At 62.3% G+C, this 12,275-nt stretch carries 8 protein-coding genes; 5 read left to right on the forward strand and 3 right to left on the reverse strand.

Going from position 1 to position 12,275, the window contains the following annotated elements:
* The first annotated feature begins 89 nt into the window (after positions 1-89).
* Both GGD57_RS19765 and GGD57_RS19770 read left to right on the forward strand, forming a co-directional pair.
* Positions 90-281 carry a hypothetical protein gene (locus tag GGD57_RS19765; RefSeq protein ID WP_010069253.1) on the forward strand — a complete coding sequence of 64 codons (192 nt, stop codon included), beginning with the start codon at positions 90-92 and terminating at the stop codon, positions 279-281.
* 44 nt (positions 282-325) lie between these two features.
* Positions 326-463 (forward strand): hypothetical protein, encoded by a 138-nt coding sequence (locus tag GGD57_RS19770; protein WP_184471990.1) that lies wholly within the window; start codon positions 326-328, stop codon positions 461-463.
* Between the two features lie 30 nt (positions 464-493).
* Here the strand turns inward: GGD57_RS19770 and GGD57_RS19775 are convergent, their stop codons facing one another.
* Entirely contained in the window at positions 494-1,366 is an 873-nt protein-coding gene (locus GGD57_RS19775) for a hypothetical protein (RefSeq protein WP_184471991.1), read from the reverse strand.
* 199 nt (positions 1,367-1,565) lie between these two features.
* Positions 1,566-2,504: a DMT family transporter gene (locus tag GGD57_RS19780; protein WP_184471992.1), complete on the reverse strand. Its 939-nt coding sequence runs from the start codon at positions 2,502-2,504 to the stop codon at positions 1,566-1,568.
* A gap of 342 nt (positions 2,505-2,846) precedes the next feature.
* Here GGD57_RS19780 and GGD57_RS29395 point away from each other — a divergent pair, with 342 nt between their 5' ends.
* The 3 genes from GGD57_RS29395 (at position 2,847) to GGD57_RS19800 (ending at position 9,289) form a co-directional block, all read left to right on the forward strand.
* Positions 2,847-3,953: a methyl-accepting chemotaxis protein gene (locus tag GGD57_RS29395; RefSeq protein WP_184471994.1), complete on the forward strand. Its 1,107-nt coding sequence runs from the start codon at positions 2,847-2,849 to the stop codon at positions 3,951-3,953.
* Positions 3,954-4,139: 186 nt separating this feature from the next.
* Positions 4,140-6,788: an aminopeptidase N gene (gene pepN / locus GGD57_RS19795; RefSeq protein WP_184471995.1), complete on the forward strand. Its 2,649-nt coding sequence runs from the start codon at positions 4,140-4,142 to the stop codon at positions 6,786-6,788.
* A gap of 191 nt (positions 6,789-6,979) precedes the next feature.
* Complete coding sequence (locus GGD57_RS19800; protein WP_184471996.1) at positions 6,980-9,289, forward strand: PAS domain-containing sensor histidine kinase; 2,310 nt, start codon at positions 6,980-6,982, stop codon at positions 9,287-9,289.
* A 24-nt stretch (positions 9,290-9,313) separates the two neighbouring features.
* Here GGD57_RS19800 and GGD57_RS19805 read toward each other — a convergent pair whose 3' ends face one another.
* The gene (locus GGD57_RS19805) at positions 9,314-12,271 is read right to left on the reverse strand and encodes a bifunctional [glutamine synthetase] adenylyltransferase/[glutamine synthetase]-adenylyl-L-tyrosine phosphorylase (protein WP_184471997.1); all 2,958 of its coding nucleotides are present in this window, start codon (positions 12,269-12,271) and stop codon (positions 9,314-9,316) included.
* Between the last annotated feature and the right edge of the window lie 4 nt (positions 12,272-12,275).

The following is a 12,275-nucleotide window of genomic DNA, read 5'->3' on the forward strand; positions in this document are numbered from 1 at the left end:
ATAACTGCATCCCGCCATGACGCATTGCGGAATCAATGCTGCATCGCAATATGAGCTGTGTCTTGGGAGGAACCACAGGAACCAAGGCCATGAACAAGCGTTTTCGTCCTATCCATAGCGGGTTTGAAACCCTTCGCCTCGCCGGCGACCAAGTTCGTTCCACCCACGGCTACAGCCGTTTCGGCTTTGCCGCGAACGAACAGATGATCGCCCGCGGCACCGGCATCAACAGCCGCACAGCGCGCCCGGACGCGATTTTTTCGGACTTCCAGCAATATTGAGCGGCAGGTTTTGCCTGCCCCTTTGCGTCAAGAGTGCCCTTGAAATGACTGCAATTCTGATATCGCTTCTGCGCAATGTCGACACGTTCGAACATATCCGCTCCGCAATCTGCGCCGCGCGGGAGTATGAGCGCGAACGACTCGGGCCGATGGATGCCGGCGTTGCGGCAAGCGTTCCCTGATCAGCAGTCGTCAGATCAGCCCTTATCAGATCAGGCTGGCATTTCCTCGATCTGGGCTTTCGCCCATTCGAAAGCTTCGTCGACATAGGCGAATTTGACCGCCTGCCAGGCGCAGTATTCCTCGACAAAGTTCCGCGATATCCAGAGATGCGCCTTGCGCGGTTCGTCATCCCAGCCGACGCAACCGCGTTGCGCCGCCTTCGACAGAAGCCGTTGCAGATGGGTGCGTGACATCATGAAATCGGCCGCGAGCGCACGGGTTTCGACGCGGCCGACGGAATACCTCTCCTGCTCGAGGTTTTCTATGTCCATCCGGGCGATGAAGTTGTCGACGACGAGGCCGCCGGCTTCCGTCCAGAGGAACAGCGCCACCTGTTCCGGCGGCTCCCGCCAGGCGGCATCTTCCAGGCAATGGCGGGCAATGCGCGGCTGAACGAGCCGCATCAATGTCGGGTTTGCCTGGAAAAACGCTGCCCTTTGTCCCCCATCAAGCAGATCGAGCGCGCCGAGATTGGCGAGAATCCAGGCAAACATCGCCTGATGGCTGACATCGGCGGGCTCGAAATGCCGTGGCCGCCGCCGCTCGTCGCCGGGCGTGTGAACAATGAAGCGGTAGGTAAAGAGTTCTTCGATGAAGGCGAGCACCGTGTTGCGGCTAGCCACCTTATGGGCGGTGATGCGGCCGGTCAGCCGAACGGCGGTGAAACCCGACGTCGGGTCGCGCGGATCATATTCCAGATTGAGGGCATAGGCGGTCTGGGTCAGAAGCCAGCGCTGATGGGAAGCAAGCAATCGCGCCAGACGCGGACCGGCATCGAACATGCCGCGCATCTGCCCAGCCAAAAAGCGGATGCTCACCAGAAAGGAGCAGTTCCCCGCCAATTGCTCCGCCGTGAATGCCATTATGCTTTTCTTCACCCCCGCTCAAAGGCCGGCGTTCGGAGCAGCAATACCGAAGCCCTCCCGGTATCAGCGGCCATTCAGACATGCACAGCTTCGAATAAATGATACTCTCTCACCTTCAACAAACATATTCCGCGAAATGACGCTATCCCAAGAATTGACCATTCTTTTCGCTTTTTGTTTCATGAGCTTGCAGGCATCAGGCTTGCGGCGTCGTGGCCTTGCGCGCCTCTCTCTGCTCGATGCCCAGCTGATGCTCGCGATAGATGATGAAAATGCCGGCGGAGATGACGATGAGCGTGCCGATCAGCATGGTGACGCTCGGCACGTCGCCGAAGACGAAATAGGCGACGATGCTGCCGAGCAGGATCGAGGTATATTCGAACGGCGCGATGGTGGAGACGTCGGCATGGCGATAACTTTCCGTCAGCAGGATCTGCGCGACACCGCCGCAACAACCGGCCGCGATCAGATAAAGGGCCGATGGCAATGGCAGGATGAGCCAGCCGAAAGGCAGGGAGGCCAGCGAAAAGACCGAGGCGGTGAGAGAGAAGTAAAGCACGATCGTCGCCGTCTTCTCCTCCTCGACGAGACGGCGCACCTGGATCATCGCCATGCCGCCGAGAACGGCCGAGAGCAGCACTGAGAGCGCTCCGACGGCCTGTTCGGCCTCCATGCCGCCATCGCGAAACAGGGTGAGTTTCGGCCAGGAGACGATGGCGACGCCTACGATGCCGACCAGGACGGCGCTCCAGCGATAGATGCGCACGGTCTCGCCGAGAAAGACGGCGGCAAAGATGACGGCGACAAGCGGCAAGGCGTAGCCGAGCGCGATCGCCTCCGGCAGCGGCAGATGCAGGAGGCCGTAGAAACCGAAAGCCATCGACATGATGCCGATCGTGCCGCGCTTGAGATGGCCGACCGGATTGGCGGTGTAGAAGGCGGCGCGCAGCTGCCCGATATAGGCGAGATAGGCCATGATCGGAAAAAGCGCGAAGAAGGACCTGCAGAAGGTGATCTGACCCGGCGGGATGTCCGAGCCGGCCAGCTTGATGAAGGTCTGCATGGCCAGGAAGACCACGACCGACGAGACTTTCAGCGCAATGCCTCTCATCGGGTTTTTGAGAACCGCGTGCATGATCTGGCTCTTCTATCGACTTACCAGCAACGGGGAGACGCGTTCGACTCGGGAACGCAGAGGATGATGCCTCTATCGTAACGAAAGAAAATCCCGATTGGCGAAAAATCGCGCACAGCGCGGAAGAATCGCAAAATCGCTTTCAGCTGCGGGCTCAATCGTGCCGCATGGCCGCCGTCGCGTCGATTTTTTCCTCTCTTTTGCCATTCGCCCTAAAATGTTTACCTCTGAGCGCGTGGTGTTAACCAATTGAAAACCATAGGCACGCATCGTTTTTTGCTGATCTCGAAATTTTCTTTGCCGACAAACGATTGCCCGCCGTCCCCCTCCCAGGATCATTTGATGAAGCCGCTCAGCGCAGAAACCATTGCCCAGTCGCAGAACGCGACACCGCGCTCGATGCGCGTCGTCACCGACGGCATCAGCACCGACCTCGAGCGCTTCAGCGCCGACAACACCCATATCGTCAAGCAGATCAAGCTGCTGGCGATCAACGCGCTGATCGAGGCGGCAAGAGCCGGCGAGACCGGAAAGGGCTTTGCGGTCGTGGCCAACGAGGTGCAGCGGCTGGCGCAGATCGCAACCGACATCACCGGCAGGTTCGAAAGCAACGTGCTCGGCCGCATCGGCCTCAGCCGCGCCATGGCGGATTCGCTGGTCGAGGAGATGGAGGGCGTTCGCCTCACGGATCTGGCGCAGACGCTGGTGCAGCTCATCGTCCGCAATCTTTTCGAGCGCACGGCCGATGTGCGCTGGTGGGCGACGGACCCGGCACTCTGGCAGGCGCTCGAGAATCCGGATCGGGAAAGCATCGCTTTTGCGGCGGAGCGTCTCGGCGCCATCAACCGCTTCTACACCGTCTATCTCGATCTCGTCATGACCGATCTCTCGGGCAAGGTGATCGCCTCCGCCAATCCCAAGTTCCAGCGCAAGATCATGGGGACAAGCCTTGCCGGCGATCCGTGGTTCCGCGCAGCATCCGCCTGCTCCTCCGGCGACGCCTATATTGTCGACGAGGTCAAGGCGAGCCCGATCCATGACAACCGGCAAGCGCTCGTCTATGCCACAGGCGTCCGCGAACAAGGCAAGCTCGACGGCCGGCTGATCGGCACGCTCGGCGTCTATTTCGACTGGCAGAACCAGGGCCAGGCGATCGTCGAGAAAGAGGCCAACCTGCCGCCGCAACTGGCCGAAAGAACGACGGTCATGCTGCTCGACGGCAAGAGCCGGGTAATCGCCACCACCAATCCCGCCCTGCTGTTTTCCCATTTCGCGCTTGCCAACCCGTCCGGCCGGGCCAAAGGCAGCTATTACGACAATAACGGGTCGATCGTCGCCTTCGCACGCACCCTCGGCTACGAGGATTACGACGGCCTCGGCTGGTACGGCGTCGTCGTGCAGCAGACGGAAAACGACGCGACGATCAAGGCGGCGCTCAATCTGAAATAGCGTCTTTCGTGCGACAGCCGCATTCATCCGCTTCCGATACGATATTTTGCCCGCGAACTTGGTGTCCGCGGGCAATTTGCTTTAAGTTTAGTTCAGACTTTAATGTAATCATGCCCGGCAAATTATGGCAGAGTGCGCCCGCCTCTGTATTCCGCGGTTGTCAAATAACGGTCTTCAGGAAACACCATGCGAACAGATACCGGCCAGGTCATTCATCTGGCAGATTACCGTCCCAACGACTTCGTGCTGGAACGCGTGGACCTGACCTTCGAACTCGACCCGACTGAAACAAAGGTCGAGGCCCGGCTGATCTTTCATCGCCGCCCGGGCGCCGATCCCGCCGCACCGATCGTGCTCGACGGCGACGAGCTGACGCTGTCGGGCCTGCTGTTCGACCAGGTGGAGATGGATCCTTCGCGTTATGACGCGACACCGGAAAGCCTGACGGTGCGCGACCTGCCGGAAAGCGCACCCTTCGAGCTGACGATCACCACGATCATCAATCCCGAGGCTAATACCCAACTGATGGGCCTTTACCGCACCGGCGGCATCTACTGCACGCAATGCGAGGCCGAAGGCTTCCGCCGCATCACCTATTTCCCCGACCGGCCCGACGTGCTTGCGCCGTTCACGGTCAACATCATCGCCGACAAGGACGCCAATCCGCTGCTCTTGTCGAACGGTAATTTCCTCGGCGGCGCCGGCTACGGCCCCGGCAAGCATTTCGCCGCCTGGTTCGACCCGCATCCGAAGCCGAGCTATCTTTTCGCGCTGGTCGCCGGCGATCTCGGCGTCGTCGAAGACACCTTCACCACCATGTCCGGCCGCGAAGTCGTACTGAAGATCTATGTCGAGCACGGCAAGGAGCCGCGCGCCGCCTATGCGATGGATGCGCTGAAACGCTCGATGAAGTGGGACGAAGAGCGGTTCGGACGCGAATACGATCTCGACATCTTCATGATCGTCGCCGTCTCCGACTTCAATATGGGGGCGATGGAGAACAAGGGTCTCAACGTCTTCAACGACAGATACGTGCTTGCCGATCCCGAACTCGCGACCGATGCCGACTATGCCAATATCGAAGCGGTCATCGCGCATGAATATTTTCACAATTGGACCGGCAACCGCATCACCTGCCGCGACTGGTTCCAGCTGTGCCTCAAGGAAGGCCTGACGGTCTATCGCGACCAGGAATTTTCCTCCGACCAGCGCTCGCGCCCGGTCAAGCGCATCGCCGATGTCCGCCATCTGAAATCCGAGCAGTTTCCGGAGGATGGCGGCCCGCTCGCCCATCCGGTGCGGCCGACGACATATCGCGAGATCAACAATTTCTACACACGCACTGTCTACGAGAAGGGCAGCGAAGTCACGCGCATGATCGCGACGCTGCTCGGCAAGGACGACTTCAAGAAGGGCATGGACCTCTATTTCGATCGCCATGACGGCCAAGCCGTGACGATCGAGGATTTCGTCACATGCTTCAAGGATGCGAGCGGGCGCGATCTCACGCAATTCTCGCTCTGGTATCATCAGGCCGGCACGCCGCTGGTCACCGCATCGGGCAGCTATGATGCGGCCGCCGGCAGCTTCACCCTGTCACTCGAACAGATGATCCCGGCAACGCCCGGCCAGCCGACCAAAGAGCCGATGCATATTCCGCTCAGCCTGGCGCTCTTCGGCGAAAACGGCGGCAAGCTTGAGCCGAGTTCGGTCGAGGGCGCAGAATATGCCGGCGAGGTGCTGCATCTGACAGGCCGCACGCAGACGGCGGTGTTCCATGGCATCGGCTCGCGTCCGGTCGTTTCGATCAATCGCAGCTTCTCGGCGCCGATCAACCTGCATTTCGATCAGAGCCCGGCCGACCTCGCCCATCTTGCCCGCCATGAAACCGATCATTTCGCCCGCTGGCAGGCGCTGACCGACCTGGCGCTGCCGAACCTGCTGAAAGCCGCCCGCGACGCCCGCGAGGGCAAGCCTGTCGTCTGCGAGGCGACATTCGTCGAGACGCTGCTTGCGGCGGCGGCCGACGAGAGCCTCGAACCGGCCTTCCGCGCCCAGGCGCTGGCGCTGCCGAGCGAATCCGACATTGCCCGCGAACTCGGCGGCAACAACGATCCCGATGCCATCCATGCCGGCCGGCAGGCGATCCTGAAACAGATCGCCGAGGCCGGAAAGGATGTCTTTGCCGGCCTCTACGCCGCGATGACGACACCGGGCGATTTCAGCCCGGACGCGAAAAGCGCCGGCCTCAGGGCGCTGCGAAATACGGCGCTGACCTACCTCTCGCATGCCGAGCAGACGCCGGCCCGCGCCAAGGCCGCCTTCGATGCGGCCAACAACATGACCGATCTCAGCCATGCGCTGACGATCCTCGCCCATCGTTTTCCCGATAGCACGGAGACCAGCGAGGCGCTCGCCGCCTTCCGCGACCGCTTCGCCGAAAATGCGCTCGTCATCGACAAGTGGTTTGCGATCCAGGCCGGCATTCCCGGCGACAAAACCCTGGAGCGGGTCCGCGGGCTGATGCAGCATCCGCTGTTCAAGCGGACCAATCCGAACCGGATGCGGTCGCTCGTCGGGACCTTCGCCTTTGCCAATCCGACCGGCTTCGGCCGCGCCGACGGCGAAGGCTATCGCTTCCTTGCCGATCAGATCCTCGATATCGACGGGCGCAACCCGCAGCTTGCCGCCCGCATACTCACCTCGATGCGCTCCTGGCGCTCGCTGGAACCGGTGCGGGCCGATCACGCCCGCTCGGCGCTGACCGAGATCGAACAGGCTCCCGGCCTTTCGACCGACGTGCGCGACATCGTTGAGCGCACGCTTAAAGGGTAGTTTGCTTCGGCCGGCCGTCGCGAAAAATTCGGCGGCCGGTTGCCGAGCAGATCGAATCGCTCGAAAAACACGAAATTATAAATAGTTAACGGATTTTTACCTTTGCCTCTGGACAAGGCGAATCACCCATGATTCTCTAGGTCAGGTTCGAGCGAGCGGCGCGCGAATCACACGAGGGACAAGGCAAAGAGATGATGGACGTGCGGCGGGCAACCGTGGCCGGTGGACGGCTGCGTGTCGATTTTGACGGGTTGAAAGCCTGGCGAGACAGCCTTTCCGGTCATGCGACATCGGAGCCGCTTCTCCGTCATCTGCCGAAGGCCGAACTGCTCTTGAAGCGCGCCATTCCGGCGCTGATCGTCGCCTTCCTCTTCGTCGTCGCCGCGTCGCATTTCTTCGGCATGGTCAGCGAATATTCCCGCCTGGAAGCCTCGGCCCGCCATGCCACCGCGCTTTCGGCGGCGACCGCCTCTGCCGTGTTTGCCGATGCCTCCGAGATCTTCGACAGCGGCGATGCCGCCGAAGCGCAGGCCCGGCTCGCCCGGTTCCTGCCGCAGGACCGGCTGGATAACGGCGCCTTCGTGATGCTCGTGCAGGCAAGCGGCAAGGTCTTTGCCGCGACGACCGCCGGGCTTTCGCATGTCGGCAGCAATGTCGGCGATTTCTTCCCCGAGGTCTCGGCGATCCGGCGTTTCGGCGATCGCGCCGACGTCATCGAAACAACGATCGGCGGTGTGCCGCATTACGCCGAAATCACGCTGATGGGCAATGCCGGCGGTTATATCGTCGCCGCCACCTCGCTCGACGAGATCAGCCAGCTCTGGCGCGAGCAGATGGCGCTCAACGTCACCCTGTTTGCCGGCATCTCCTCGATCCTGCTGGTCATCCTCTATGCCTATTATACCCAGGTCAAACGCGCCCGCGACGCCGACGACATTTTCCTGGAATCGAACCTGCGCGTCGAGACGGCGCTGTCACGCGGCCGCTGCGGCCTTTGGGACTTCGATTTCGACAACCGAGAATTCTTCTGGTCGCGCTCGATGTACGATATGCTCGGCCTGCCGGGCTCCGACAAGGCGATGGGCTTCGGCGAAGCCGCGCGGCTGATGCATCCCGATGACGGCGGGCTCTACGAGATCGCGCGCGCCATCGCCAAGGGCCATTCCGGCCAGGTCGATCAGATCTTCCGGATGCGCCACGCCGGCGGCCACTATGTCTGGATGCGCGCCCGCGCCCAGGTGATCCGCAGCAATTCCGGCCGCATGCACCTGATCGGCATTGCCATGGACGTGACCGAACAGCATCGGCTGGCTCAGCGCTATGCGGAAGCCGACCAGCGGCTCGCCGACGCCATCGAATGCACCTCGGAAGCCTTTGTGCTCTGGGACAAGAACGATCGGCTCGTCATGTGCAACACGCATTTCCAGCAGGCCTACGGTCTGCCGGACAGCGTGCTGGTGCCCGGCACCGAGCGCGCGGTCGTCAATGCCGCCGCGGCCCGCCCGGTCATCGAACGGCGGATCGCCGATGCCGACGGCCCCGGCTATTCGCGCACGACGGAAGTGCAGCTTGCCGACGAGCGCTGGCTGCAGATCAATGAGCGGCGCACCCGCGACGGCGGCAGGGTGTCGGTCGGAACCGACATCACGCTGATGAAACGCCATCAGGAGCGGCTGCGCGAATCCGAACGCCGGCTGATGGCAACGATCGGCGACCTCTCCGCCTCGCGCCAGACGCTGGAGATTCAGAAATCCGAACTTTCGACGGCGAATGCCAATTACCAGGCGGAGAAGGAACGCGCCGAGGCCGCCAACAAGGCGAAATCGGAATTCCTCGCCAATATGTCGCATGAGCTGCGCACGCCGCTCAACGCCATTCTCGGCTTCTCGGAAATCCTGCAGAACCAGATGTTCGGGCCGCTCGGCTCACTGAAATACGACGAATATGCCCGCGACATCCATGACAGCGGCAAACATCTGCTCAACGTCATCAACGACATTCTCGACATGTCGAAGATCGAAGCCGGCCACCTCAGACTGCACTGCGAGCGTATCGACCTCGTGCCGCTGATCGAGGAAAGCCTGCGTTTCACGGCCATGCCGGCGGCTGAAAAGAACATCGTCATCGACCAGCGGATCTCATCCGGCCTGACGCTGATGGCCGATCGCCGGGCGATGAAGCAGGTACTTCTCAACCTGCTCTCCAATGCGGTGAAGTTCACCGACAATGGCGGCCGCATCGCGGTGCGCACCCGCCGCGTCGACGGCGCCGTCTTCGTCACCATCGCCGATACCGGCATCGGCATTCCACGCTCGGCACTGTCGAAAATCGGCCAGCCCTTCGAGCAGGTGCAGAGCCAGTATGCCAAGAGCAAGGGCGGCTCCGGCCTCGGCCTCGCCATCTCCCGCTCGCTGACCGCGCTGCATGGCGGCCGCATGAAGATCCGCTCGCGCGAAGCTGTGGGCACGGTGATCTCGCTGCGTATTCCCGACGACGTGTAGAGCGCGTCGCGGTTCGACCATGCGTCAGACCTTCACCACATTCAAGAATATCTTCCTGACCGCTTTCGAAAGCCGCTTCACTTCGCCTTCCAGCGTCCTGATGTCAGGGCAGTCGCCGGCGCGGCAGACGAGTTCGACGAGGCCGGCGGGTGCGTCCTTCGGATCGAACTGGCCGTCGATGCAGAGGCGGATCAGCTGCGAAAGACCGGTATAAAGGGCGAAGGCGTCGAGGCAAATGTCGAGATCGGCCGGCGCCATCAGCCTGTCGCCGAGCGCCTTCAAGGCTTCGCCGGTGCTCATCCCGTTTACCGCGATGCCGGCGCCCCTGGTGGGCGCAATCAGCGCCATGTACTGAGCGATGAATTCGAGGTCGATGACGCCGCCGGGGATCAGCTTCAAATCCCATGGTCCGGAGGGCGGCTTTTCCGTCTCGATCAGTTCGCGCATTTCGGCGACGTCATGCGCCACCTTGGCGATATCGCGATCGGCCGACAGCACCTCCCGGACGATATGTTCGGTCTCGGCAATCAGGCTGTCATCGCCTGAGATCAGCCGGGCGCGGCTGAGCGCCATATGCTCCCAGGTCCAGGCCTCCTGGCGCTGGTATTTGCCGAAGGCGTTGATGCGGGTGGCGACCGGCCCCTTGTTGCCGGAGGGGCGCAGCCGCATGTCGACCTCATAAAGCACACCTTCGGCGGTCGGCGCCGACAAAGCGGCGATCAGCCTCTGGGTGATGCGGGTGAAATAACGCGTCGCGTCGAGCGGTTTTGCCCCATCGGATTCGGAGGCTGCGTCGTCATAATCATAGAGCAGGATCAGATCGATGTCGGACCCGGCCGTCAGCTCGAAGCTGCCGAGCTTGCCCATGCCGGCAACCGCGATTCGCCCGCCTGGATAGTCGCCGTGGGCGGCCCGCATCTCGCTCACCACGGCATCGAGCGCGGCAGCGATGATAAGGTCGGCGAGATGGGTGAAGGCGCGGGCGGCCATCTGGCCGTTGATTGCTCCCGTCAGCAGGCGGATGCCGATCAGGAAACGCTGCTCGGCGGCGAAGATGCGCAGCCGGTCGAGCACTTCCTCATAATGGCGCGCCTGGACAAGTGAGCCCTTCAGCCGTTCGCCGAGATAATCGCGGGTCGGCAGCTCGGCCATCAGGCCGGGATCGAGCATGCCGTCGAAGACATGCGGCCTGGCGGCGATCACCTCGGCAAGCCGGGGTGCTGAGGACATGATGTTGACGATCAGCGACAGCAATGCAGGATTGCTGCCGAGCAGCGAAAAGAGCTGGATGCCGGCGGGAAGGCCCGAGATGAAGCTGTCGAAACGCAGCAGTGCCTCGTCGGCGCGCTTGCTTTCCCCGAAGACGCGCAAAAGCTCCGGCGCGAGCTCCGTCAGCCTTTCGCGCGCCTCGACCGATTGCGTTGCACGATAGCGGCCATAATGCCAGGTGCGGATGATGCGGGAAATGTCGGACGGCCGGGTGAAACCCAGTCTCTTCAGCGTCTCCAGCGTATCCGGATCGTCGCCCTGGCCGGTGAAGACCAGGTTTCCGGTGTCGGTGGAAAGCTTGCTCTCCTGTTCGAAGAGATGCGCATAACGCCGCTCCACCGTCTTCAGCACGCCGACCAGCCGCTCGGCGAAGCTTGGCGTATCGGTAAAGCCCATCATGAAGGCGATGCGCTTCAGATCGGCATCGGTCTCCGGCAACAGGTGGGTCTGCTCGTCGTGCACCATCTGGATGCGATGCTCGACATCGCGCAGGAACCAGTAGGACTCCGTCAGTTCGTCACGGGTCTCGGCGTCGATCCATTTCGCCTTGGTGAGTTCACCGAGCGTCTCCTCCGTCGCCCGCCCGCGCAGGGCCGGCATGCGGCCGCCGGCGATCAGTTGCTGCGTCTGGACGAAGAATTCGATCTCGCGGATGCCGCCGCGGCCGAGCTTGACGTTATGGCCTTTGACCGCGATGGCGCCATGGCCCTTATGCGCATGGATCTGCCGCTTGATCGAATGAATATCCGATATTGCCGCATAATCGAGATATTTGCGGAAGACGAAAGGCGAAAGCCCTCGCAGGAAAGCGCCGCCCGCTGCCAAGTCGCCGGCAACGGCGCGCGCCTTGATGAAGGCGGCCCGCTCCCAATTCTGGCCCCTGCCCTCATAATAGATCATCGCCGCATCGACCGGGATCGCCAGCGGCGTCGAGCCGGGATCGGGACGCAGTCTGAGATCGGTGCGGAAGACGTAGCCGTCGGCGGTGCGCTCCTGCAGGATACGCACCAGCCGGCGCATCATCCGGGGGAAGATTTCGATCGCGTCATCGGGATCGGGCACGATGCCGGCCTCTTCGTCGAAGAAGACGACGAGATCGATATCGGAGGAATAGTTGAGTTCGCAGGCGCCGAGTTTGCCCATGCCGAGCACGATCAGCCCCGAGCCGTCGCTGGGAGCCGCTGGATCCCGCAGCTTGAGCTTTCCTCCCTCATGCGCCGACAGCAGCAGATGGTCGATCGCAGCCGCAACCGAAGCTTCGGCAAGCTCGCTCAGCCAGGCCGTCGTCGCCCGCCCGTCGAAGATGCGCGCGAGATCCGCGAGCGCGACGAGTAAGGCGACCTTGCGCTTGATGATGCGCAGCTTGGTCATCACCGCCGATTCCGCCGGTGCGGCGCCGTCGCCATCCGGCCGCCAGCAGCCGCGCGCTTCGGCGACCAGCGCCTCGATCTGCGGTTCCAGCGGCTGCGCGATGGCGCCGGCGAGGACGGCCGGATCGCGATTGACGATTTCGCGCAGATAGGGCGACAGCGTCAGCGCCGCCGCGATGAAATCGCGCAGCGGACCTTCCGTCTTCAGCATCACAGCCACCGACGGCTCGCTTTTGCCGGCCTCCTGAAGGTCGGCCAGCGCCAGCTTCAGCTCCGCCTGGCTCAGCGGCCGCAGCAGTCCTTCGGCCACATCCTTCAGGCCATGCGTCGATTTCGTCAGCATGCGC

This window comes from Rhizobium esperanzae (assembly GCF_014197615.1).
GTDB classification, from domain to species: Bacteria; Pseudomonadota; Alphaproteobacteria; order Rhizobiales; family Rhizobiaceae; genus Rhizobium; species Rhizobium esperanzae_A.